Origin of the sequence: Pseudoxanthomonas spadix BD-a59 (assembly GCF_000233915.3) — a bacterium.
Taxonomy (GTDB): Bacteria; Pseudomonadota; Gammaproteobacteria; order Xanthomonadales; family Xanthomonadaceae; genus Pseudoxanthomonas_A; species Pseudoxanthomonas_A spadix.
This window is the reverse complement of sequence record NC_016147.2, coordinates 1,716,938-1,741,140: the sequence shown is the minus strand read 5'-3', so window position 1 is coordinate 1,741,140 and position 24,203 is coordinate 1,716,938. Positions and strand designations below refer to the sequence as shown.

Annotated in this window: 19 protein-coding genes and 2 tRNA genes; 9 read left to right on the top strand and 12 right to left on the bottom strand. The window is 68.3% G+C overall.

Annotation, left to right across the window (positions count from 1 at the left end; genetic code table 11):
• Positions 1 to 2: 2 nt before the first annotated feature.
• The 3 genes from DSC_RS07745 to DSC_RS07735 are packed head-to-tail and all read right to left on the bottom strand — an operon-like array spanning position 3 to position 4,229.
• The gene (locus DSC_RS07745; RefSeq protein WP_014160600.1) at positions 3 to 1,289 is read right to left on the bottom strand and encodes a glycosyltransferase family 2 protein; all 1,287 of its coding nucleotides are present in this window, start codon (positions 1,287 to 1,289) and stop codon (positions 3 to 5) included.
• On the bottom strand, positions 1,286 to 2,512 hold the full coding sequence (locus DSC_RS07740) for a glycosyltransferase family 2 protein (protein ID WP_014160599.1): 1,227 nt from the start codon (positions 2,510 to 2,512) through the stop codon (positions 1,286 to 1,288). Before DSC_RS07740 ends, DSC_RS07745 begins: the two co-directional genes overlap by 4 nt.
• Positions 2,502 to 4,229: an ABC transporter ATP-binding protein gene (locus DSC_RS07735; protein WP_014160598.1), complete on the bottom strand. Its 1,728-nt coding sequence runs from the start codon at positions 4,227 to 4,229 to the stop codon at positions 2,502 to 2,504. The genes DSC_RS07740 and DSC_RS07735 overlap by 11 nt, the downstream gene beginning before the upstream one ends.
• Positions 4,230 to 4,920: 691 nt before the next feature.
• On the opposite strand from DSC_RS07735, the gene DSC_RS07730 reads away from it, so the two are divergent.
• The 3 genes from DSC_RS07730 to galE all read left to right on the top strand — a co-directional run bounded on the left by DSC_RS07730 (position 4,921) and on the right by galE (position 8,067).
• Positions 4,921 to 5,979, top strand: a complete 1,059-nt coding sequence (locus tag DSC_RS07730) for a glycosyltransferase family 2 protein (RefSeq protein WP_014160597.1) — start codon at positions 4,921 to 4,923, stop codon at positions 5,977 to 5,979.
• Positions 5,980 to 6,115: 136 nt separating this feature from the next.
• Complete coding sequence (locus tag DSC_RS07725; RefSeq protein ID WP_014160596.1) at positions 6,116 to 7,087, top strand: UDP-glucuronic acid decarboxylase family protein; 972 nt, start codon at positions 6,116 to 6,118, stop codon at positions 7,085 to 7,087.
• Positions 7,084 to 8,067, top strand: coding sequence for a UDP-glucose 4-epimerase GalE (galE, locus tag DSC_RS07720; protein ID WP_014160595.1), 984 nt, complete (start codon positions 7,084 to 7,086; stop codon positions 8,065 to 8,067). Before DSC_RS07725 ends, galE begins: the two co-directional genes overlap by 4 nt.
• 141 nt (positions 8,068 to 8,208) lie before the next feature.
• Here galE and DSC_RS07715 read toward each other — a convergent pair.
• The 9 genes from DSC_RS07715 to DSC_RS07675 all read right to left on the bottom strand — a co-directional run bounded on the left by DSC_RS07715 (position 8,209) and on the right by DSC_RS07675 (position 18,789).
• Positions 8,209 to 8,284: transfer RNA gene (locus tag DSC_RS07715), tRNA-Glu, on the bottom strand.
• A gap of 54 nt (positions 8,285 to 8,338) precedes the next feature.
• Positions 8,339 to 8,414: transfer RNA gene (locus DSC_RS07710), tRNA-Ala, on the bottom strand.
• A 758-nt stretch (positions 8,415 to 9,172) separates the two neighbouring features.
• A complete protein-coding gene (gene paoC / locus DSC_RS07705; protein ID WP_014160594.1) occupies positions 9,173 to 11,386 on the bottom strand; it encodes an aldehyde oxidoreductase molybdenum-binding subunit PaoC in 2,214 nt (737 codons plus the stop codon).
• Positions 11,383 to 12,339 carry an FAD binding domain-containing protein gene (locus DSC_RS07700; RefSeq protein WP_014160593.1) on the bottom strand — a complete coding sequence of 319 codons (957 nt, stop codon included), beginning with the start codon at positions 12,337 to 12,339 and terminating at the stop codon, positions 11,383 to 11,385. Before DSC_RS07700 ends, paoC begins: the two co-directional genes overlap by 4 nt.
• A complete protein-coding gene (paoA, locus tag DSC_RS07695) occupies positions 12,336 to 12,995 on the bottom strand; it encodes an aldehyde dehydrogenase iron-sulfur subunit PaoA (RefSeq protein ID WP_014160592.1) in 660 nt (219 codons plus the stop codon). Before paoA ends, DSC_RS07700 begins: the two co-directional genes overlap by 4 nt.
• Positions 12,996 to 13,188: 193 nt before the next feature.
• The gene (locus DSC_RS07690; RefSeq protein ID WP_014160591.1) at positions 13,189 to 14,109 is read right to left on the bottom strand and encodes a M14 family metallopeptidase; all 921 of its coding nucleotides are present in this window, start codon (positions 14,107 to 14,109) and stop codon (positions 13,189 to 13,191) included.
• A gap of 160 nt (positions 14,110 to 14,269) precedes the next feature.
• Complete coding sequence (prpF, locus tag DSC_RS07685; protein WP_014160590.1) at positions 14,270 to 15,445, bottom strand: 2-methylaconitate cis-trans isomerase PrpF; 1,176 nt, start codon at positions 15,443 to 15,445, stop codon at positions 14,270 to 14,272.
• Positions 15,446 to 15,498: 53 nt separating this feature from the next.
• Positions 15,499 to 18,114, bottom strand: a complete 2,616-nt coding sequence (acnD, locus tag DSC_RS07680) for a Fe/S-dependent 2-methylisocitrate dehydratase AcnD (protein ID WP_014160589.1) — start codon at positions 18,112 to 18,114, stop codon at positions 15,499 to 15,501.
• Positions 18,115 to 18,363: 249 nt separating this feature from the next.
• Complete coding sequence (locus DSC_RS07675; protein ID WP_014160588.1) at positions 18,364 to 18,789, bottom strand: DUF4124 domain-containing protein; 426 nt, start codon at positions 18,787 to 18,789, stop codon at positions 18,364 to 18,366.
• A gap of 413 nt (positions 18,790 to 19,202) precedes the next feature.
• Here DSC_RS07675 and DSC_RS07670 point away from each other — a divergent pair, with 413 nt between their 5' ends.
• The 6 genes from DSC_RS07670 (at position 19,203) to DSC_RS07645 (ending at position 24,198) form a co-directional block, all read left to right on the top strand.
• The gene (locus tag DSC_RS07670; RefSeq protein WP_014160587.1) at positions 19,203 to 19,580 is read left to right on the top strand and encodes a DUF4345 family protein; all 378 of its coding nucleotides are present in this window, start codon (positions 19,203 to 19,205) and stop codon (positions 19,578 to 19,580) included.
• A gap of 82 nt (positions 19,581 to 19,662) precedes the next feature.
• The gene (locus DSC_RS07665) at positions 19,663 to 20,232 is read left to right on the top strand and encodes a sigma-70 family RNA polymerase sigma factor (RefSeq protein WP_014160586.1); all 570 of its coding nucleotides are present in this window, start codon (positions 19,663 to 19,665) and stop codon (positions 20,230 to 20,232) included.
• Positions 20,229 to 21,026 carry an anti-sigma factor gene (locus DSC_RS07660; protein WP_014160585.1) on the top strand — a complete coding sequence of 266 codons (798 nt, stop codon included), beginning with the start codon at positions 20,229 to 20,231 and terminating at the stop codon, positions 21,024 to 21,026. The genes DSC_RS07665 and DSC_RS07660 overlap by 4 nt, the downstream gene beginning before the upstream one ends.
• Positions 21,027 to 21,146: 120 nt before the next feature.
• Positions 21,147 to 22,076 carry an acyl-CoA desaturase gene (locus DSC_RS07655; RefSeq protein ID WP_014160584.1) on the top strand — a complete coding sequence of 310 codons (930 nt, stop codon included), beginning with the start codon at positions 21,147 to 21,149 and terminating at the stop codon, positions 22,074 to 22,076.
• Positions 22,073 to 23,320, top strand: coding sequence for an NAD(P)/FAD-dependent oxidoreductase (locus tag DSC_RS07650; RefSeq protein ID WP_014160583.1), 1,248 nt, complete (start codon positions 22,073 to 22,075; stop codon positions 23,318 to 23,320). The genes DSC_RS07655 and DSC_RS07650 overlap by 4 nt, the downstream gene beginning before the upstream one ends.
• Positions 23,311 to 24,198, top strand: a complete 888-nt coding sequence (locus tag DSC_RS07645; RefSeq protein WP_014160582.1) for a DUF1365 domain-containing protein — start codon at positions 23,311 to 23,313, stop codon at positions 24,196 to 24,198. Before DSC_RS07650 ends, DSC_RS07645 begins: the two co-directional genes overlap by 10 nt.
• Positions 24,199 to 24,203: the final 5 nt, after the last annotated feature.

Genomic DNA, 24,203 nt, shown 5'->3' with positions numbered 1-24,203 from the left:
GGTCATGCCTTCGGCAGGTCCGCACGCGCGCGGCGCCAGTTGCGGCGCAGCAGGTAACGCAGGCCGGCGCACCAGCCGAGGATTTCCTGCAGCAGGATCGCGCCACGGGCACGGCGGCCGTGGCGCATGCAGTCCACCGCGGTGCGGGCAAAATACCGCGGCAGCTGCACGCCGATGCGGCGCAGGTTGGCGCTGTCGCCGAAGCGATCGGCCTGCGCCACCAGCGCCGACACGTGGCCGCGCATGTACACGCGCATCTGCCGCTTCAGCGCCGGCCATTGCGCGCGGTGATGGTGGAACACCACCGCGCGCGGCTCGTAGAGGCAGGCGCCGCCCAGTGCCAGCAGCCGGTACCACAATTCCGAATCCTCCGAACACCCTGACGCGCCCGCGCCCAGGCGCTCGTCGAACAATCCGGCCCGCTCGAACGCCTGGCGGCGGAAGGCCATGTTCGCCCCGGCGCCGATCTTCCACACCTGCGGCCCGTGCACGCGCGTGTCGGCATAGAAGCGGTGGTCGAACAGCACCGGAACGAAGGTCTCGCCGAAGCCGCCCATGTCGAACTGGAAACACTGCTGCGCCGGTGTGTCCAGCTCGGCCGGCAATACCAGCCCGGTCATGGCGTCGGCGCCGGCGTTGGCGAAGGCGCGGGCCATTTCCGCCAGCCAGCCCGGATGCGGCTCCACGTCGTCATCGGTGAAGGCGACGATTTCGCCGCTGGCCGCGCGCACGCCGGTGTTGCGCGCGATGCTCAGGCCGGGGCGTGGTTCGTGCACATGGATGACGTGGGGAAACTGCGCGCACACCGCCCGCGCCGAGGCCGTGGCGGAGTTGTCCACCACCACGATCTCGCCGGCGGGGCTGCGCTGATGCTGCAGGCTGCGCAGGCAGCGGCCCAGCGCCTGCTCGCGATCGCGGGTGCAGATCACCACGCTGATATGACCTGCGGTCAGCGTCGATGGCTCGGCCATGACCTGCAAGCGTTGCAGTGGCCGGTCGAACGCGTTCGCCAGGCCCAGGGTCAGCGCCGGCACCGGCCGGCCTTCGTGGGTGGCGTGCAGCGGCGCGCCCAGGCCCGGATCGCGCGCCGTCAGCTGTGCGGCCAGCAGCTCCACCGCCGTGGCGTGCAGTTGCCCTGGACCGAAGGGGATTTCCTCGGCGCAGGCCATGCGTGCGCCCAGCGGCAACTCACCCCACCAGAACACGTTGTAGGCCGCCGCGCAGGGGCCGGGCGCAGGTTCTTCTGGCTGGCGCAGGTCGATATGGCGGACCGGGATGGGCGCGCTCATTGATGGGCCTGGCGAATGGTCTGGATGCGTGCACGCGAGCGGTCGTATTCGCCGGCCAGCCCCATTACCCCGCCCCACATCTCGGCCAGGACGAATCGCACCTCGCGTCCCTTCAGGCGCCGCCCGGCGCGCAGCAGCGCGGCCAGCTGGTCCATGAACCACCAGCCCACCATGCCCCGGTGCAACGGCCGCAACGCCGGATCGCTGCGCCAGCACTTGACCAGGAACGCCATCATGCCCAGGCCCCAGGACCAGTACTGCCGACGCAGCTGGGCGATGGTCTCGCGGTGCTCGTGGTAGACCGCGTAGCGCGGCACGTAGACCATCGGCCGGCCGCTGCGCAGCACCCGGTAGAAGATGTCCAGGTCGCCGCCCCCCGGCAGCGGCGCGCCGGTGTCCAGGGCCTCGTCGAAGCCACCCAGCGCGACCAGCAGCCGCCGGTCGAAGGCCATGTTGCAGCCTGCGCCCAGCATGCCCACACCCACCGGATGCAGCGGTTTGCCGTGGCGTACCTGGCGGTATTCCAGGCGGCGCAAGCCGCGTCCGAACCCGCCACGGCTTTCGAACAACACCTGGGCCTCGGTGTCCAGCCGGTAGGGCAGTACCAGCCCGGTGAAGCCCCCGGCCTGCGGCGTGCTGCGCCAGGCCTCGGCCAGACCGGCCAGCCAGTCGCGGTCCACCACCACGTCGTCGTCCAGGTAGGCGAGCAGATCGCCGGTGGCCTCGCCGATGGCGGCGTTGCGCGCGAAGTTCAGCCCGGCCTTGGGTTCGAACACATAGTGCATGGCAGGAAAGCGTGCCACCGCATCGCGGGTGGCGTTGTCCACCGAGGCGTTGTCCACCACCACCACCTCGACCGCCGCGAAGGTCGGTTCGGGCGCCAGGGCCTGCAGCGACGCCAGCAGCCGCGCCAGCCGCGCGGCGCGGTCCTTGGTGCAGATGGCGATGCTCAGGCGCGGGCGCGCCGCCGCCTCGCCCGCCACATCCGGCGCCGGCAGGACCATGGCCAGTTGCGCGGCCACCACGGCCGGGGCGAAGGCTTCATCGGCGATGGCCTGCAGGCGCGCGGCCGTCAGCGTGGTCCCCGGCGACAGCGCCAGCATGCGAAAGCCCACCAGGCGCCCGCGCCAGCGCGCGATCAGGCCGCAGCCATCTTCCTGCGCCGACAACACGATGTCCGGCAGCGGCTGGGAAAGCTCGAGTTCGACGCGCCTATAGGTCATGGGAGCGGGCCTCGGGCTCCGGTTCGGTGCCGTGCTGGAGATGGTGGAGCCGGGCGAAGCGGCCACCGCGGTCGATCAGCTGCGCCGGCGGCCCGGCTTCCACCACCCGCCCACCCTCCAGCACGACCACCTGGTCGGCGCGTTGCACGGTGGCCAGCCGGTGCGCGATCACCACCACGGTGCGGCGGTGCGCGTACTGCTCCAGGGCCAGCTGGAAGGCGCGCTCGGATTCGGCATCCAGCGCGTTGGTGGCTTCGTCCAGCATCAGGATCTCCGGGTTGCGCACGACGGTACGGGCCAGGGCAATGCGCTGGCGCTGTCCGCCCGAAAGGCGCATGCCGTGGTCGCCGAGCACGGTCTGGTAGCCCAGCGGCAGGGCCTCGATGAAGGTTTCGGCACCGGCGACCCGGGCCGCGTTGCGGATGTCCTCGAAATCGGCATCGAGGTCGCCATAGCCGATGTTGGCCTGCACGGTGTCGTTGAACAGCTGCACCTCCTGCGACATCAACGCAATCTGCCTGCGCCAGCCGGACAGCTGGAACCGGGTCAGGGCGACGCCGTCGGCGCTGACCACCCCCTCGGTGGGGTCCTGGAAGCGGAACAGCAGGGCCATGAGCGTGGACTTGCCCGCACCGGACTGGCCGACGATGGCGGTGGTCTTGCCGGCCGGGATGTGGATGGAGACGTTGCGCAGCGCCCACGCCTCGTTGTCGCCATAGCGGAAGGAGACATCGCGCAGCTGCAAGCCTTCGCGGATGGGCGTGGCCGGGACGCTGCCATCGGCCAGGAAAGGCGCAGCGGTGGCATCGAGGAATCCGGCCACGTCCTCGATCGCCCCGTCCAGGCCTTCCACCGTGACCTTGGCCTGCATCAATTCGCGGGTGGGGCCCTGCAGCCGGTACAGCAGCGACAGGAACGCGGCGATGGAGGCGATGCCGATCCCCGAGCGCTGCGCCGCCACGATCAGCGCGCCGATCAGCAACGTGATCAGGACTTCGGAAATCGGCCCCGGCACCGCCCACAGCACGTCCAGCTTGAGCAGGCGCCTGCGCACCTGTTCGGACACGCGTGCAAAGCGCCCGGTTTCATAATCCTCACGGCCGAATGCGCGGATCAGCTGCAGTGCGTTGATGCTTTCCCACATGCGCAGACCGAAGGCCTTGTTCTCTTCCACGACCGCCCGTCCCGTTTCGCTGGCCTGTTGGGTGGCCCAGCGGATCACCAGCGCGCTGAGCGTCAGGAACACCGCAGCGATCAGCGTCAGCCGCAGCGAGATGACCATCATCAGGGCCATGAACACCGCGAAGGTACTGGCGCTGATGAGCAACCGGTAACACAGGCCCAGTGCGGTGCTCACCTTCCAGCTGTTCTCGGCAATGGTGGTGACGATGTCCGAGCGCCGGTGCCCGGCGCGATAGTCCACGCACGAGCGCAAGGTCTGTTCGAAGATGCGCGTGCGCAGCCGGTGCGCCACCTGTCCATCCACATGGCGCGACACCGCCGTGTTCACCAGCAGCACGGCGTTCTTGGCCAGGATGGTCAGGCACAGCAAGCCCACCAGCGCAGCGGTGGCATGGCCGGAGGGAAGTGCGGCCATGGCGCGGTCAAAAAACGCCTCGAGCCCTGTGCCGCGGCCGTCGCCGGCGCCCATGCTGCGCAGGATGGGAATGAACAACAGCAAGCCGGTGCCTTCCAGCACCGCAACGAGCAGACCCATGCCCACGATCGCCGGCCCGGCCCATCGCGGCGGTGCGGCCAGGCGCAGGATGCGCCTTGCCCGAGACCACAGGGAATCTGGCCCTGAGGTGGGCAGGGGAGCATCGCGCCGGGGCGCATCTGGCTCGCTGGCGTATGAGATCGCGGTATTCCTGGAGGGCGGGGCGGCCGATGTGGTTGACTCGAATCTCGCTGCCGCCACCACCGGGCTTTCTGCGGCACGGGATGACCCAGCTCATTGGGGCGAAGATAACCCCAACAGGTTGAATTACGGAACAACGAGTCGGCACCTTGCCGTCCTGACCCAGACTGAGCGTGCGCCCCGTCGTGGCCTTCGGCCGAGCCAATGGCCGGTCCGGGCCGATGCCCGCGTTGGTTGAGGGACAGCTTTGGATGTGGCTGTTCGGCGTGAGGCAAGGCCGGGAACGGTCTGAAGGGCGCGTTCGCCCGCTATTCCCACTTCCAGCAAAGGCCCAACATTCCCCCGCAGACCGTGCTCAAGCGTGCGTTAAGGGTGGCACCGGTCTGATGGAGCTTGTTGCGCCGCGCTCGACGGACCGCAGGTCTTGGCAACAGCCGCGGGTCGGCGCTGCCCGTGACTGCAGCCGAACCGGCCTATGCCAGAACAGGGTCTGTCTGTACCGGTTGAATCGCGTTATCCCCCACTTCCACAGGCGATGGAACCGATCTAGATGTCGAACGCTCCCATCGCGACCCAGGCGCTTGATGCACACGACCTGCCTCTGGTGACGGTGGTGATCCCCGCCTTCAACGCAGCGGCCACCATCGATCAGACGCTGCGCAGCGTACGTGCGCAGAGCTACGCCAATCTTGAGATCATCGTGGTCGACGATGGTTCGGCCGACGAGACGGTGGTACGCGTCGAGCAGCACATCCGCGCCGATCCACGCCTGCGCCTGGTCCGGCAGGCCAACGCCGGTGTCGCGGCTGCACGCAACAGGGGCATTGTCGAGGCGGCGGGTGATTACGTGGCACCGGTGGATGCGGACGACCTGTGGCACCCCGAGAAGATCGAGCGGCAGATGGCGCTCATGCTTGCCGAACCGGAGGCTGGCCTGGTCTACACCTGGTACTCCATCATCGACGAGCATGGCCAAGTGCTTGTGGAGCAAGTGAACACCTATCCCAAGGCGTGGCAGTTCGCCCAGTTGTGTCATCGCAACGTGATCGGCAATGGCAGTTCGGCGCTGATGCGGCGCGAGGCAGCGCTGCGCATGGGCGGCTATGACAGCGGCCTGCGCAGCCAGCGTGCGCAGGGGTGCGAAGACCTGAAGCTATATCTGCAGATCGCCGAACACTACCCGGTGGCTGTTGCGCCGTGGCCGCTGACCGGCTACCGCCAACTCAGCGGGAACATGTCCAGCGACGGCCAGCAGATGCTGCGCTCGTTCGATCTGGTCGCCCAGGAGTTCGTGTCGCGTCTGCCGCACCTGGCCGGCGCGTTCGCGTCGCACAGGGTGTTCATGCTCCACTGGCTGATCAGCCGCTCGCTCTCGGGCAAGCGTTGGGACATCACCCGGACGCTGGTCGCCGAGCTGTTCAAGGCGCCCAAGCAGCTGTTGCTTACAACCACCGCGTCCACGCTCAGGCGCTTCGTGCGGCGGCGCTTGCACAAGCTTGGGCGCCGAATTCGCGGCTTGCCGCCACGGCGGTATCTGGAAGAAGCGGGTTCGGACCAGCCCGCACCCGTCCCGTTGCCGGCGACGCGCCTGCAGGGGGAGGGGGAGTGATGGCAGCAGGTCCATGCGGCCGCGTCGCCAGCCAGTGGCCTGGGCGCTCGCCAGCAGCGGCAGGTGGAATAGTGGAAAAACAATCGCCGCGCAGTAATGAGTGGCAAGTGCAGTCCTTTCACCAACAGGGGGTTTCATGCAGAGACGGCGACGGATTCTGATCACCGGTGGCGCAGGATTCCTTGGCTCGCACCTGTGCGAACGCCTGCTGGGCGAGGGCAACGAAGTCATTTGCCTGGATAATTTCTTTACCGGCTCGCGCGGCAACATCCGGCACCTGCTCGATGACCCGTGGTTCGACCTGGTGCGCCACGATGTCACCGAACCGATGAAGATCGAGGCCGACCAGATCTACAACCTGGCGTGCCCGGCCAGCCCGGTGCATTACCAGCGCGATCCGGTGCAGACCACCAAGACCAGCGTGCATGGCGCGATCAACGTGCTGGACCTGGCGCGCCGACTGGGTGTGCGGGTGCTGCAGGCGTCGACCTCGGAGGTGTATGGCGATCCGGAAGTGCATCCGCAGACCGAGAGCTACTGGGGCCGCGTCAACCCGGTCGGCCCGCGCTCGTGCTATGACGAAGGCAAGCGCTGCGCCGAGACGCTGTTCTTCGACTTCAATCGCCAATACGCACTGCCGATCAAGGTGGCGCGCATCTTCAACACCTATGGCCCGCGCATGCAGCCAGACGATGGCCGCGTGGTGTCCAATTTCATCGTCCAGGCGCTTACCGGCCAGCCCATCACCATTTTCGGAGACGGCAGCCAGACCCGTTCGTTCTGCTACGTGGACGACCTGATCGATGGGCTGGTGCGGTTGATGGCCTCGCCGGAAGAGGTCACCGGCCCGGTCAACATCGGCAACCCGTCCGAGTTCAGCATGCTGGAGCTGGCCGACCAGGTGATCGCGTTGACCGGCAGCAAATCCGCCATCCAGTTTCGCCCGCTCCCGCAGGACGATCCACGTCAGCGCCAGCCGGACATCGCCGTGGCGCGAGCGCAGCTGGGGTGGGTACCGCAGGTGCCACTGGCCACGGGCCTGGAGCGCACGATCGACTACTTCCGGCAGTTGCTTGCCGATGCCACACACGACGGGCTGCCGCGATGAGGACCGTCCTGGTGACCGGGGGCGCGGGCTATGTGGGTTCGCACGCATGCAAGGCCTTCGCGCGTGCGGGCTGGCAGGTGGTGGCGCTGGACAATCTCTCGCGCGGTTGGCCAGAAGCGGTGCGCTGGGGGCCACTGGTGGTGGGCGACATCGCCGATGCTGCCTGCGTGCAGGCTGCGCTGGACCAGTACCGGCCTGATGTGGTCGCGCATTTTGCTGCCTACGCCTACGTGGGCGAATCGGTCGAGCAGCCCGACATCTACTACCGCAACAACAGCGTCGGCACGCTGAACCTGCTGGACGTGCTGCGAGGCAGCCCGTGCCGGCGGGTGATCTTCTCCAGCACCTGTGCCTCATATGGCCATCCGGTGCGGCTGCCCATCGACGAAACCCACCCGCAGGCGCCGATCAATCCCTACGGCTGGTCCAAGTTCATCATTGAACGCATGCTCGAGGACTACGCCGTGGCCTATGGCCTGACCTCGACCTCACTGCGCTATTTCAACGCAGCCGGCTGCGATCCGGAAGGTGAAATCGGCGAGCGCCATGAGCCGGAAACGCATGCGATTCCGCTGGCCATTGCCGCGGCGGTGCAGGGCGGGGTGTTCCGGGTGAACGGGACCGATTTCGACACCCGTGACGGCAGCGCGGTGCGCGACTACATCCATGTCAGCGACCTGGCCGACGCGCACGTCCTGGCGGCCGAGCGTCTGCTGTCCACCCAGGGCGCGCAGGTGTTCAACCTGGGCACCGGCACCGGCACCTCGGTGCTGGAACTGGTGGCGGCGGTGGAGCGCGCCACCGGCGAGCGCCTGCACGTGGAATACGGGCCGCGCCGCCCGGGCGACCCGGCCACGCTGGTGGCCGCGGCCGATAAGGCACGCCAGGAGCTGGGATGGAAGCCTTCGCGCTCGGACATCGACACGATCGTGGAAACCGCCCTTGCCTGGCAGCGCGCCAGCCTCTCGGCGCCGGCCTGAGCCCGGACCCACACGGACCCGGCCAGGAACCCCGGGATTTCCGGGTTGTGTTCATCCTCCCAGCTGGGCCATGGCCCCAATGTCGCCCAAAAAAAAACGCAGCGGATCAACGCTGCGCTTTCTTTTTTCCTTAGTTGTAGCTGGCGTCCCCACGGGGATTCGAACCCCGGTGTCCACCGTGAAAGGGTGGTGTCCTAGGCCTCTAGACGATGGGGACGCGGTTGAACCTGAAGCAATCGCAAGCAGGCCTGTGCCTGCGACTGATGAAACGTGGTGGAGCCAGGCGGGATCGAACCGCCGACCTCCTGCATGCCATGCAGGCGCTCTCCCAGCTGAGCTATGGCCCCGGTGTCTTGGGAGCCCGGCATTCTAATGACCGATCCTGCGTTCCGCAAGCATGAATGCTCACCTTTTTCGAACCGCGCGTGCCAAGCGCTGACCAGGTTTAGCGACGCCGGCGCGCGGCGTTGAACACTGCCACCGAGGCAGGCGCAATCAGGTGCATCGCCAATGCGGCGACCGTGGCTGACAGTCGCCAGGCCAGCCATCGCGTCACCGCGCCAGCGGCCCATGGCACGCTCGGGCCGCTGCAAGACGGGCCAAACCCGGGTCCTGCCATGCGCGCCAGCACCACCGCCGACTGCACGATCTCGCGCCAGACAGCACAGGCGCGGGTAGCGTGATCCCTTGGCCGCGCCAGTCTGCTCGGTCCGACCGGTCATGCTGACGGGCAAGACACCAACCGAGCGGCGCACCGGCTGCGGCGTGCAGAGCCGCCAGGCGCCAGCCGGAGCAAGGCGCCGGAAAGGCGAAAGAAGCGCGCGGTGCGCAGGCTGCCGGTTGGTGCCGAAACTACGAGTCGGCTACGAATTTTTACATAATATACATTATGCGAAGTCATGGTCAGCCTGGCTTGGGATGAGGATGAATCAGGCGGCGTTGCGGCCGACGCCGCTGCCGGGCTATTTCGTCTCCAGAGCTGTGTCCGGTCGCGAACGATCCGATCCGCACCGCGCAATCCCGGTGAGGACTGGAACGCGCCGCGCTGAAGCCAACCCAGGCAGCCACGCCAGCCGCCTTGGTCCGAGTGGCGGCGAAGAACACCTCACGCGGTCAGGCCCATCGCCGGCATCCTGGGCAGCAGCTTGTCCAGCGTGACCGGGTACTGGCGCACGCGCACGCCGGTGGCGTTGTAGACCGCGTTGGCAATGGCCGCGGCCACCCCGCAGATGCCCAATTCGCCCACGCCCTTGGCCTTCATCGGCGAAGCCGTCGGATCGGTCTCCTCCAGGAAGATCACGTCCTGGTGCGGGATGTCGGCATGCACGGGGACCTCGTAACCGGCCAGGTCGTGGTTGACGAAAAAACCCAGCCGCCTGTCCACCACCAGTTCCTCCATCAGCGCCGCGCCTGCGCCCATCGCCATCGCGCCGATCACCTGGCTGCGCGCGGACTTGGGATTGAGGATGCGCCCGGCCGCGCACACGGCGAGCATCCGGCGGATGCGGATCTCGGCGGTGGCACTGTCCACGGCCACCTCGACAAAATGCGCGCCGAAGGTCGATTGCTGGAACTGCTTGGCCAGCTCGCCATATTCCATCGTGTCTTCGGCACTGATCGGGCCCTGGCTGGACGCGCTGGCCAGGGCGATGCGCTTGCCGCCGGCCTGCACCTGGCCATCGATGAATTGCGCGCTGGCTGGATCCAGTCCCAGGCGCTGGGCCACGGCCTCGCGCAGCTTGACGCAGGCCGCGTAGACCCCGGCGGTGGAACTGTTGGCACCCCACTGCCCGCCCGAGCCGGCCGACACCGGGAAGGCCGAGTCGCCCAGCCGCACGCTCACCTGCTCCAGCGCCACGCCCAGCATCTCGGCTGCGGTCTGGGCAATGATGGTGTAGGTGCCGGTGCCGATGTCGGTCATGTCCGTTTCCACCGTGACCGTGCCGTCGCGCTCCAGGCGCACGCGCGCGGCGGACTTCATGTTGAGGTTGTTGCGGAACGCGGCCGCCACGCCGGTGCCGATCAGCCAACGGCCTTCGCGGCGGGTGGCGGGGGTGGCGCTGCGCTGGTCCCAGCCGAAACGTTGCGCGCCGGTGGTCAGGCACCGGATCAGCTGGCGCTGGGAGAACCGGCGTGCGGGCCTGGCCGGATCGACCTGGGTGTCGTTGAGGATGCGGAACTGGATCGGGTCGAGCTTGAGCTTTTCGGCCATCTCGTCCATGGCCACTTCCAGTGCCATCAGGCCAGGTGCTTCGCCGGGGGCGCGCATGGCGTTGCCTTCGGGCAGGTCCAGCACCGCCAGGCGCATGGCGGTCATGCGGTTGGCGCCGGCATAGAGCAGCCTGGTCTGGGCCACGGCCGTTTCCGGACCGCCGCCAGGCAGGTCGCCGGACCAGCTTTCGTGGCCGATGGCGGTGATCCTGCCCTCTGGCGTGGCGCCGATGCGGATGCGCTGGATGGTGGCCGGCCGGTGGGTGGTGTTGTTGAACATCTGCGGCCGGGTCAGGCTGACCTTGACCGGGCGCCCCACCGCCCGCGCGCCCAGCGCGGCCAGGATCGCATCGGCACGCACGAACAGCTTGCCGCCGAATCCGCCCCCGATATACGGCGACACCAGGCGCACGTCCTCCTTGGCCAGGCCCAGGGTGGTGGCCACGTCGCCGGCGCTCCAGGCGATCATCTGGTTGGCGGTCCAGAGGGTCAGCTTGCCGTCCTGCCAGGCGGCGATGGACGCGTGCGGTTCCATCATTGCGTGGGCCTGGTCGGGCGTGGTGTAGGTCGCATCCAGCTGCACCGGCGCGGCGGCGAAAGCACCGGCGAAATCACCCACGGCAGTATCCTTTGAACGTGGGCTGTCGGTGGGCATGGTCGCACGCTCGCGCGCGCTGGCAAGGTCGAAGGTGCCCTGCTGGCGCGCGTAGTCCACCTTGATCAGCTGCGCGGCGGCGCGCGCCTGTTCGAAGGTCTCGGCGACCACCAGCGCGATGGCCTGGTGGTAGTGCTCGATGTCCGGGCCGCCCAGCAGGTGCGCGGTGTTGAACTTGCCCTTCTCCAGCTTGCCGGCGCTGGCGGCGGTGACGATCTCCAGCACCCCGGGCGCGGCCTTGGCGGCGGCCAGGTCCATCGAGCGGATGCGGCCCTTGGCGATGCCGGCGCCGACCACGAAGCCGTACACCTGGCCGGGCACCACGTCATGCCGTTCGTAGGCGTAGGGCGCGGTGCCGGTGGTCTTGAGCGGGCCGTCGATGCGGTCGTGCGGCTTGCCGACGACCCGGAGCTGGTCGATGGGATTGGTGGTGGCGGGCGTGTCGAATTTCATGCTTGAGCCCTCGCTTCAGCCAGGATGGCACCCAGGGTGCGCTCGATCAGCGGCACCTTGAAGGCGTTGTGTTCGCTCGGCCTGGCGCCGGCCAGCAGCGTGTCGACCACCGCCTTGGCGCCGTTGCGCAACTGGGCATCGGCCTCGGGCTTGCGCCAGGGTTGGTAGGCCACCCCGCCCAGGGCCACGGCGCCCTGCCCGTCAGGCTGCACGATCGCGGCCACCGACACCAGCGCGAAGGCATAGGACGCCCGGTCGCGGACCTTGTGATAGACCTGCGTGCCGCCCACCGGCCTGGGCAGGGTCACCGCGGTGATGAGCTCGCCGCGCTCCAGGGTGGTCTCCAGGTGCGGTGTGGCGCCGGGCGCCCTGTGCAGCTGTTCGAGGGCGATGGTGCGGCGCTTGCCATCGGCCTGCACGGTTTCCACCCTGGCATCCAGGGCGCGCATGGCCACGGCCATGTCGCTGGGATGGGTGGCGATGCATGAGGTGCTGGCGCCGACGATGGCCAGCGTCCGGTTGAAGCCTTCCAGCGCCGCGCAGCCGCTGCCCGGCAGGCGCTTGTTGCACGGCTGGTCGGTGTCGTAGAAGTACGGGCAGCGCGTGCGCTGCAGCAGGTTGCCGGCGGTGGTGGCCTTGTTGCGAAGCTGACCCGACGCGCCGGCCAGCAGCGCCCGCGACAGCAGCGGGTAATCGCGGCGCACGGTGCCCTCGGCCGCCAGGTCGGTGTTGCGCACCAGCGCGCCGATGCGCAGGCCGCCGTCTTCGGTTTTCTCGATGGTGTCCAGGCCCAGGCCGTTGACATCGACCAGGTGAGCGGGCGTTTCGATCTGCAGCTTCATCAGGTCGATCAGGTTGGTGCCGCCGGCGATGAACCTGGCATTGGGCGTGGCGGCCAGCGCCGCGGCGGCGGCCTGGGGCGAGCTGGCGCGCTCGTAGCTGAAGGCCTTCATGCGCCTTCTCCGGCCACCTCGGTGATGGCCTGGATGATGTTGGAGTACGCGCCGCAGCGACAGATGTTGCCGCTCATGCGCTCGCGCAGCTCGGTGTCGGTGACCTGCATCCTGGCGTTGAGGTCCGCGCTGACGTGGCTGGGGATGCCCTGCCCGATTTCGTCCAGTACCGCCACCGCCGAGCAGATCTGGCCCGGCGTGCAGTAGCCGCACTGGTAGCCGTCGTGCCTGACGAAGGCCGCCTGCATCGGATGCAGCGCACCGGGCTGGCCGAGACCTTCGATGGTGGTGATTCTGGCGCCCTGGTGCATGACCGCAAAGGTCAGGCAGGTGTTGATCCGCCGGCCGTCGACGATGGCCGTGCACGCGCCGCACTGGCCGTGGTCGCAGCCCTTCTTGGTCCCGGTGAGCTTGAGATGTTCGCGCAGCGCGTCGAGCAGCGTGGTCCGCGTGTCCAGTTCCAGGGCCACCGGCTTGCCGTTGACCTCGAAGGAGACCGCGGCGGTGGAGACATGCTCCGGGCTCGGCGCGCGGCTGGCCATGGCCTGGACCGGTGCGGGGACCAGCCCGCCGGTGGCCGCGCCGGCCGCGGACGCGCCGCCGGCCATGAGCATGTTGCGGCGGGTGAACCTGACGTCGTTCAGGGGATTATTCATGCCTGGCGAGTCCTCTGGCTGGGGAAATTGGCATGCGGTCAGGACCCGCGAAGCGGCGACCCGCGCCCATGTTGTACGCCGGCAGACGTGAGTGCGCAGTGGCCGCACCGCGCCCAATGCCCTGCCCTTGCGAGCGCTTATTGTGCGCGCGGTTCAAAGGCCTGCAATCCCGGCTCCAGGCTGCCAGAGCGCCTCAGCGATGGGCCAGGGCGTAATCCAGGCCCGCGCACACGGCCGCCGCCTGGGCGGCGTTGCACTGCGCCGGGGTGGTGCGCGGGCTGTCCGGGTAGACCTCGGTGGTGGTGGTGTATGACGCATTTGTCATGCCCGCGCACAGGCCCAGGCGTTTGACGTCGTAGTGGATCACCCCCGGCGCGACCATCGGCGAACCGATGATCTGGCCGTTCGCATCGGCCGGCGCGATGTGGGTGACCCGGGCGACCGCGGCGATGATCGCCTGCTGGAACCCGGGCTGCGGATTGGCCGCATCGCCCACCAGGTAGAAGCCGTCTGGGATGCTGCCGGGGACATGGGCCGCGCCGTCGCGCGCGGCCAGCGCCGGGCGGAACTCGGTTTCGTCGCTGTCGGTGGTTTCGTGCAGGTCGATGTGCATCAGCAGCTGGTCGGCCAGGGGCGCGACCAGGGCCATCAGCGCCGCCGATTCCTGCGCCGGGCTGTCGGCGCGGAACGAGCGGTTGGGGTCCAGCGCATCTGCGTTCCAGCGGTGGATGTGCGCGTAGCCCCACGGGCTGACGCACGGCGCGACCAGCAGGTTGACCCGGCCGGCGTAGCGTTCGGCATGCAGGCGCAGGAACTGGAGCGCGCCGTGCACGCCGCTGGTTTCGTAACCATGCACGCCGCCGGTGACCAGCGCGCCGGGCAGAGCCTGGTCCCAGCGCCGGCTGCGCAGCGCCAGCAGCGGGTAGCGCTCCGGCGGATCGTCCAGCTGGCCGTAGTGCACCACCTCAAAATGCGCGCCCAGTTGGTCGATCGCGGTGACCACTTCATCCCGGTAGCTGCGCCTGGGCTGCTGCAGGGCACGCCACTGCGCCCTCTCCGCCTCGCCCCAGGGCTGTCCGGGCGTGCCGATCGGGTAACAAGCGGCCTGGTGCATGCTGTGGCTCGTGCGGGGAATTTGCGGAAGGGTGGATTCTTGCATGCCCCGCGCCGTGTGCCGGCGAAGGCCGGGGCCCTGGTCCTGTCGGGGTGCACGCCTGACCTGTGCGCCCGCCCGCGAGCGATGATGCGGAGCAGTGGCGGCGCGCGGTTACCGGTTAGCCGGGAATGCGCACCCAGCCTTCCATCAGGACCCGCGCGCTGCGGCTCATGATCGCCTTGCGCACGGTCCATTGGCCGTCGACCTGGCGTGCTTCGGCGCCGACGCGCAGGGTGCCCGAGGGGTGCCCGAAACGCACCGAGGTGCGCTCGCCGCCGCCGGCGGCCAGGTTCACCAGGGTGCCGGGAATCGCTGCGGCGGTGCCGATGGCAACCGCCGCGGTGCCCATCATGGCGTGGTGCAGTTTGCCCATCGACAGCGCGCGCACGTGCAGGTCGATCTCACTGGCCGCAATCTGCCTGCCGCTGGAGGAGACGTAGTCCTGCGCCGGCGCGACGAAGGCCACCTTCGGCGTGTGCTGACGGGTCGCGGCCTGCTCGATGCGGTCGATCAGGCCCATGCGCACCGCGCCGTGCGCGCGGATCGCCTCGAACCGCGCCAGCGCGGCCTTGTCCTCGTTGATCGCCGGCTGCAGTTCGGTGCCGGTGTAGCCCAGGTCGGCGGCATTGAGGAAGATGGTCGGGATCCCGGCGTTGATCATGGTCACCTGGAAGCTGCCGACCCCGGGCACCTCCAGGGTGTCGACCAGATGGCCGGTGGGAAACATCGCCCCGCCCTCGCCGTCCTCGGACGGGTCGAGGAATTCCAGCTGGATCTCGGCCGCCGGAAAGGTCACCCCATCGAGCTCGAAATCGCCGGTCTCCTGCACCGCGCCGTCGGTCATCGGCACGTGCGCAATGATGGTCTTGCCGATGTTGGCCTGCCAGATCCGCACGCTGGCGATGCCATCGCGCGGCACCCGCGCCGGATCGACCAGGCCATTGCTGATCGCGAACGGGCCGACCGCGGTGCTGAGGTTGCCGCAGTTGCCGCTCCAGTCCACGAACGCGGTGTCGATCGAGACCTGGCCGTAGAGATAGTCAACGTCATGTCCGGGCACCGAAGGTGCCGAGATGATCACGCACTTGCTGGTGCTGGAGGTCGCCCCGCCCATGCCATCGGTGTGCTTGCCGTACGGGTCGGGCGAGCCGATCACCCGCATCAGCAAGGCATCACGCGCCGCGCCCGGCACCTGCGCATCGGCCGGCAGGTCCTGCAGGCGGAAGAACACGCCCTTGCTGGTGCCGCCGCGCATGTAGGTGGCGGGAATCCTGATCTGCGGTGGATGGGGCATGGATGATCCTTTGCGCGTGCGCCGGGCACGCAGACATCAAAAGAAAGATGGGCTCAGGCCGCCTTGGACGATGCCAGGAAATCCTGCGCAAAGCGCTGCAGCACGCCGCCTGCCTCGTAGATGGCCACTTCCTCGGCCGTATCCAGGCGACAGGTGACGGCGACCTGCTGCTGGCTGCCGTCCTTGCGGTGGATGACCAGGGTCAGGTCCGCGCGCGGGGTCGGCGTACCGACCACGTCGAAGGTCTCGGTGCCGTCGATGCCCAGGGTCTTGCGGTCGGTGCCGGGTTTGAATTCCAGCGGCAGCACGCCCATGCCGACCAGGTTGGTGCGGTGGATGCGCTCGAAACCCTCGGCGACGATGGCTTCCACGCCGGCCAGGCGCACGCCCTTGGCGGCCCAGTCACGCGAACTGCCCTGCCCGTAATCGGCGCCGGCGATGATGATCAGCGGCTGCTTGCGGGCCATGTAGGTCTCGATCGCCTCCCACATGCGCGTCACCTTGCCTTCCGGTTCGATGCGGGCGAGCGAGCCCTGCTTCACCTGGCCATCGACCACCGCCATTTCGTTGATCAGCTTTGGATTGGCGAAGGTCGCGCGCTGGGCGGTGAGATGGTCGCCGCGGTGGGTGGCGTAGGAATTGAAGTCCTCCTCCGGCACGCCCATTTTCGCCAGGTATTCGCCGGCGGCGCTGTCGGGCAGGATGGCGTTGGACGGGGAGAGGTGGTCGGTGGTGATGTTGTCGCCCAGCACCGCCAGCGGGCGCATGCCGCGCAGCGTGCGCGCACCGGCCAGCGCGCCTTCCCAGTACGGCGGGCGGCGGATGTAGGTGCTGCGCGGACGCCAGGCGTAGAGCGGATCGATCCGCGCGCCGCTGTGGGCGGTGCGGGCGAACATCGGGTCGTAGACCCTGCGGAAGTGCTCGGGCTTGACGCTCTGGGCGACGATCGCATCGATCTGCGCATCGCTGGGCCAGATGTCCTTCAGGGTGACCGGGTTGCCGGCCTGGTCCAGGCCGAGCACGTCCTTTTCGATGTCAAAGCGCACCGTGCCGGCAATGGCATAGGCGACCACCAGCGGCGGCGAAGCCAGGAACGCCTGCTTGGCGTAAGGATGGATGCGCCCGTCGAAGTTGCGGTTGCCCGAAAGCACCGCGGTGGCGTAGAGGTCGCGGTCGATGATTTCCTGCTGGATCGCCGGGTCCAGCGCGCCGCTCATGCCGTTGCAGGTGGTGCAGGCAAAGGCGACGATGCCAAAGCCCAGCTGTTCCAGTTCCGACAGCAGCTTGGCGTCTTCCAGATACAGCTGCACCGCCTTGGACCCGGGTGCCAGCGAAGACTTCACCCACGGCTTGCGGGTCAGCCCGCGCGCGTTGGCGTTGCGTGCCAGCAGGCCGGCGGCGATCACGTTGCGCGGGTTGGAGGTGTTGGTGCAGCTGGTGATGGCGGCGATGATCACCGCGCCATCGGGCATCAGGCCTTTGGCCTGCTCGGCCTTGCCGGCCTCCAGCTTGGCCTCGTCGGCGATGCCGCGCGCGGCCAGTTCGGTGGTGGCCACCCGCCTGTGCGGATTGGACGGACCGGCCATGTTGCGCACCACGCTGGACAGGTCGAAACGCAGCACCCGCTCGTACTGGGCGGTCTTCAGCGCATCGGCCCACAGGCCGGCGGCCTTGGCATAGGTTTGGACCAGCTTGACCTGCGCGTCCTCGCGCCCGGTCAGGCGCAGGTAGTCGATGGTCTGCTGGTCGATGTAGAACATCGCCGCGGTGGCGCCGAATTCCGGGGTCATGTTGGAGATCGTGGCGCGGTCGCCGATGGTCAGCGCATCGGCGCCTTGCCCGAAGAACTCCAGGTACGCGCCGACCACCTTTTCCTTGCGCAGGAATTCGGTCAGCGCCAGCACCACGTCGGTGGCGGTGATGCCCGGCTGCGGCCGGCCAGTGAGTTCCACGCCGATGATGTCCGGCAGGCGCATCCACGAAGCGCGCCCCAGCATCACGCTTTCCGCTTCCAGCCCGCCCACGCCGATGGCGATCACGCCCAGCGCGTCCACGTGCGGGGTATGGCTGTCGGTGCCGACCAGCGTGTCCGGATAGGCCACGCCATCGACCGCGTGCACCACCGGCGACATCCGCTCCAGGTTGATCTGGTGCATGATCCCGTTGCCCGGCGGGATCACGTCCACGTTCTTGAACGCGCGGCTGGTCCAGTCGATGAAGTGGAAGCGGTCCTCGTTGCGCCGGTCCTCGACCGCGCGGTTCTTGGCAAAGGCATTGCGGTCGAAACCGGCGTATTCCACCGCCAGCGAGTGATCCACGATCAGCTGGGTGGGCACCACCGGATTGACCTGGGCCGGATCTCCGCCTTGGCTTGCGATGGCATCGCGCAGCCCGGCCAGGTCCACCAGCGCGGTCTGGCCGAGGATGTCGTGGCACACCACCCGCGCCGGGAACCAGGGGAAATCCAGGTCACGCCGGCGCTGGATCAACTGCTGCAGCGCATCGTCCAGCAGCGCCGGATCGCAGCGGCGGACCAGGTTCTCGGCATGCACGCGGCTGGTGTAGGGCAGCGTGTCCCAGGCGCCGGGCTGCAGCGCCTCCACCGCGGCGCGCGCGTCGAAGTAATCCAGGTCGGTCCCCGGCAGGGGCTTGCGGAAAGCGCTGTTCATGGCTTGAGTTCGATCAACGAGGGAAGGAAAGGCGTCTGGAGCGCGGATTGGCGGCCTTCGGCTGTGGCCCGCATCTGCTGCATCCATATCGCAGGGCGGCAATTTGGCACTGCCAGATCCATTGATCAATCTTGATTGGCCCAATCAACCTGTCTGCGTACAGGTATCGCCTCCGCGCTGGACGGCCCGGCCAACGCCGACAGCACGCTGCAGTCCCTGGCCGGCCTTCCGGGTGTGGCGGCATCACCTTCAGCGGCAGACCTTGAACACCCGGGCATCCCAGCGTGACGCATCGTCGAACGACCAGTGCAAGCCCTTGCGCGCGTGCGCCGCGGCCCGCGCGCTGCGCGCACGCTGGCAGGCACTGACGGTGGTGGTGCGCGCCTTGGCCCGGCGAGGCGGCACGGGACGACGCTGCACCTGCTGGGCCAGCATGCGACGGTTGCTGGCCTGCAAAGACTTGCGGTCACGCGCGATGCTGCGTTCGGCTGCGGTCCGCTCGGCGCTGGGTGCGGCGGCCAGACCCGGGTCGGGCGTCCATTGTTTCTCGATCCGGCCACTGCAGGCCTGCGACTGGTACACCACCACACCGGCGCCATCGCGACACTTGTAGACCGACTGCGCGTTGGCGCCTGCCGCCAGCAGGCACAGCGCCATCACCACGATGCGTTTCATCAAGCCTTCCCTGGTCTGCGACAACGAAGGCCAGTCTCGGCACGGCAACGACCGGCCACCATCGGTCTTGTGCGCGGCCCGATGTCAGACAACCTCCCGGCGTGCATCCGCGCCGCCGCTGCCTGCGTAACCGTGAGATCGCCATCGCCGCAGGGGCCCCATGCCCACCTTGCTCGTCCCTGCCATGCTGGCCATGGATCGGTGCACGATCACCCGTCGCGCCCGGTCTGGGTTGCTGGACAACGCACCGTGCCTTGAGCACCGTCCGCTCCGAAAGGCATTGGCACCCAAGCGCGCGGTGCGAGGTGGCGCATGAGCTGTAGCGCACGATGGCGTCCATTGCGCCTGGTTCATTGCTGGGCAATGAGTCCTGGCCCGCTGCCGCCCTTCCATCCGACCTGGAACCATGCTCCATGGCCAATGCCTATCTCTGGTTCAACGCCCTGCTCTACATGGGCCTGGGGATCTGGTGCTCGATCGACCCGGACCGCGCCGCGCAGGCGGTGGGCTTCACCGGACTCACGCCGTCCGGGCAGACCGAGTTCCTGGCCGTCTATGGCGGCATGGAATTCGGCATCGGCCTGGCCTTTGCTTACTTTTCGGTCAGCCGCCAGCCGCGCAATGGGCTGGTGCTGGGGGTGGCCTTCTACGCCCCCATCGTGCTCTGGCGAGCATGGGCGATCAGTCTGCATGGGCCGCTGGAGCCTACCACCTGGGTATTGGCCGGGATGGAATGGGGCCTGTTCCTGCTCGGACTGGTCCTGCTGTTGCAGCGCGGCCAAGAGCGCTGAAGCCGTCCAGGTCGCATTGATGTCGGGTGCTTCTGTAGGATTGCACGTTTTCGCATCCACGACCCCACAAGGCCAGTACCGCATGGCGGACTCCACCGAGCGCAGCACGTCTGCAGAAGAAGCCGATCAGCTGCTGCTGGCCACCGCAGGCGGCGACACGGCCGCCTTCGAACGCCTGTATCGGGCCACCTCGCCCCGCCTGTTCGCGGTCTGCCTGCGCCTGCTGCCCCAGCGCAGCGAGGCCGAAGACGTGCTCCAGGAGGTCTACAGCAACGTCTGGCGCAAGGCCGCGCAGTTCGATCCGGCCAAGGCCAGCGGCCTGACCTGGCTGTCGATGATGGCGCGCAACCGCGCTATCGACCACCTGCGCGCCTCGCGCAACGAGCGCAACTCGGTGCCGATCGAGCTGGGACCGGAACTGGTGGATGGTGCAGAAGCAGCCGATCAGCTCGCCCACGCCGCGATGCAGGCGCATGGGCTTGAAGCCTGCCTGGACGAGCTGGAACTGCAGCGCCGCACGCTGATCCGCAAGGCCTTCTATGAAGGCAGCACCTACGAGGAGCTGGCCACGCGCAGCGGCGCGCCGCTGGGGACGGTGAAAAGCTGGATCCGCCGCAGCCTGGCCAAGCTCAAGGCGTGCCTGGAACGATGAACACCTCGACGCGCCATTTCGAACAGGATCCACCCGAGCGCGATGTGCTGGCCGGAGAGTATGTGCTGGGCGTGCTCGACGCGCAGGCTCGTGCACAGGTGGCCGGGCTGATCGCCAGCGATCCGGTGTTCGCCGCCGAGGTGCAGCGCTGGGAAGTCCATTTCGGCCCATTGGTCGATCAGCTCCTGCCGGTGCCCGTGCCCGACTACCTGTGGGCACGCATCAGCCATGCGCTGGGTCTGGCCCCGCTGACGCGTTCGGTGCCTGCCATCGACACTGCGCCCAGGCGCGGCCTCTGGGACAACCTGGGTCTGTGGCGCGGACTGGGGATTGGCGGCTTTGCCAGCGCGGTGGTGGCGGTGCTGGCACTGGTTTCGGTGCTGCGTGCACCGCCGGTGCGGCCGCTGCCGGCGCCGGCGATCGTGCAGCCACCTCCGGCCCCGGCCATGCCGCAGATGGTGGCCGCGCTGACCCAGGACGATGGCAGCACCGGCTACGTGGCGACCATGGACGGGCGCACCGGCAAGATGATGATCATGCCGATGCACCCCATTGTGCAGCCTGGCCGTGCGCCCGAGCTGTGGATCATTCCCAGGGGTGGAAGACCGGTCTCGATGGGCGTGCTGGATCCCGAGCACGTGGCCGAGCACACCTTGCCGAAGAGGTTGCGCAGCCTGCTGGGCACCGATGCCTTGCTGGCCGTCACCATGGAGGCGCCCGGCGGTTCGCCTTCCGGCGCGCCAACCGGCGCGGCCGTGGCCAAGGGCGCGATCACCGCGCTGCTCTCGCCCTGAGCCGGGCTGCATCCGGATGGATGCAGCCAACGTAACCATTGGACATCCCCCGCGCAAGGACCCTGCGTGCACGAGTCACCGGCTACCGCGGCGCAAGCCTCGTCCCCGATCGAACCGGCGTTGCGCACGCGCTGGTGGCAGGCGCTGTTGCGCTGGTTCGACAGCGGCGTGCAGGCGCCGCTGGAACCGGCCCGTGCCGACCGCATCGACTGGCTGCGCGCACTGCCGTTCGTGGTGATGCATTTGATGTGCATCGCAGTGCTCTGGGTCGGCTGGTCGTGGTTCGCCGTGGGCGTGGCGGCGGCACTTTACGTGCTGCGGATGTTCGCCATCACCGCGTTTTACCATCGTTACTTCTCGCACAAGACCTTCAAGGCCTCGCGCCTGGTGCAGGGCGTGTTTGCCGCGATCGGCGCGACCAGCGTGCAGCGCGGGCCGCTGTGGTGGGCCGCACACCATCGCCACCACCACCGCGTCACCGACACCGCCGAGGACCCGCATTCGCCTGGTCAGCACGGGTTTTGGTGGAGCCACATGGGCTGGTTCCTGACCCCGCGTGGGTTTCGCACGCGCTGGGAGGCGATCCCGGACCTGCGCAAGTTCCCCGAACTGCGCTTCATCGACCGCTTCGACATCCTGCTGCCGGTGCTGCTGGCGGCCGGGTTGTTCGCGCTCGGCGGCTGGCTTGAAGAGGCTGCGCCGCAGCTGGGCACCAGCGCCTGGCAGCTGCTGGTATGGGGGTTCTTCATCTCCACCGTGGTCCTGTTCCATGCCACGGTCACGATCAACTCGCTGTCGCACAAGTTTGGTTCGCGCCGCTTCGACACCCGCGATGACAGCCGCAACAACTGGATGCTGGCGCTGCTGACCTTTGGCGAAGGCTGGCACAACAACCACCATTTCTTCCCGGGATCGGCGCGCCAGGGTTTCCGCTGGTGGGAGGTGGACCTGACCTGGTACGGGCTGAAGGCCATGTCCTGGCTCGGCCTGGTCCGCGACCTGAAACCGGTGCCGGCCGGCCTGATCAGGGCCGCCCGGGGCCGCGCATGAGCCGGATCGCGGTGGTCGGGGGCGGGATCGCCGGCATGGGCGCGGCCTGGGCGTTGTCGCAGCGCCACGCGGTCACCTTGTTCGAGGCCGGGGACCGCCTGGGTGGGCACACGCATACCCACGACATCCAAGTCGGCGGCCGGCACTACCCGGTCGACACCGGCTTCATCGTGTTCAATCCGGACAACTATCCGTTGCTTGCGCGCCTGCTCGAGACCCTGGGCGTGGCATCGCAGCCGACCACGATGAGCTTTTCGGTCAGCCACGCGGGCACCGGGCTGGAATACAACGCCGGCAACCTGGCCGGCCTGTTCTGCCAGAAGCGCAACCTGGTCAGCCCAAGGTTCTGGAAGATGCTCGCCGACCTGCGCCGCTTCTATCGCCAGTCGCCGGCGGTGCTGGAGCTGCCCGCGCCTGGACCGACGCTGGGCCAATACCTTGACGCCCATGGCTATTCGGCCACTTTTCGAGATGCGCATATCGTGCCGATGGCCTCGGCGCTGTGGTCCTCGCCGTCGAAGGCCATCCTCGATTTTCCCATGCAGCACCTGGTGCGCTTCATGCGCAACCACCACATGCTGCAGCTCAGCGGCCGCCCGCAGTGGCGGGTGGTCAGCGGTGGTTCCAGTAGCTACGTGCAGGCGCTGCAGTCGACCTGGAAGGTGCAGGTCAGGCTCGCCGAAGCCGTCCATGCCTTGCGCCGCGTGGAGACCGGGGTGGAAGTGCAGACGGCCGACTGCTGCGCGGTGTTCGACGAGGTGGTGCTGGCCTGCCACGCCGACGACAGCCTGCGCCTGCTCACCGATGCGGCGCCCGACGAGCAGCAGATCCTCGGCGCCATCACCTACCAGGCCAATGAGACGGTGCTGCACACCGATGCTCGCGTGCTGCCGCGCGATCGCCGCGCCTGGGCCGCCTGGAACGCACAGATCGCGGCCAGCGACGAGGGTCAGTGCATGGTCAGCTACTGGATGAACGCACTCCAGTCGCTGGACGCGCCGGTGCCCTTCATCGTCAGCCTCAACCAGGGCGGCCAGATCGATGAAGCCAAGGTGCTGCGGCGGATGTCCTACCGGCATCCGCACCAGACCCCGGGCTCGGTGGCCGCGCAGCAAGCCTTGCCGCAGATCCAGGGCCGTGGGCACCTGTGGCATGCCGGGGCGGGCTGGGGCTTCGGCTTCCACGAGGACGGCCTGCGCTCCGGCATCGAGGTGGCGCGCGCACTGGGGATCACATGGCCCTGAGCCAGGCCCGCACCGAGGCGCCGCGCAGCGCCGATCCGGCTGCGCGCACCCACGCGTCGACCCATGCGGGCAACCGCGATGCGGCCGGATACGCACTGGCCAGCGCGCTGTACGTGGGCCACGTGCGCCATCGCCGCCATGCGCCCAGCCCGCACGCGTTCACCTGGCCGCTGTTCATGGCCTACCTGGACCTGGGCGAACTGGACCGCGTATTCGCGCGGCGCTGGCTGTGGTCGGTCGGCAGGCGCAACCTGGTGGAGTTCCGTCGCTCCGATTACCTGGGCGACCCGGCCGTGCCGCTGGATGAAGCCGTGCGCGACTGTGTGCAGGCCGAAACCGACCATCGCCCGCGCGGTCCGGTGCGCATGCTGACCCACCTGCGCAGCTTCGGCCACAGCTTCAATCCGGTGACCTTTTACTACTGCTTCGCCGAAGACGGCCGCACGCTGGACACGCTGGTGGCGCAGATCACCAACACGCCCTGGAAGCAGCGCCATACCTACGTGCTGCCAGCCAAGCAAGCGCTGCACGCCGGCGAATTTTTTCACTGGCGCTTCGACAAACAGTTCCACGTCTCACCGTTCATGGCGATGGAACACGACTATGGCTGGCGCTTCCAGCTGCCCGGCGATGCCTTGCGCGTCCACATGGACGTGCTGTGCCAGCCCGACGCCGATGACCAGATCGCGCCCCGCCGTTTCGATGCCACGCTCAGCCTGCGGCGTCGACCGATGCGCGCCGGCGCGATGGCCTGGGCGCTGCTGCGCTATCCGCTGATGACCCTGCAGGTGGTCACGGCGATCCACTGGCACGCGCTGCGCATCTGGCTGCGCGGCAATCCCGTCCACGACCATCCCGACTACAGGGCTGCCCCATGAGCCGT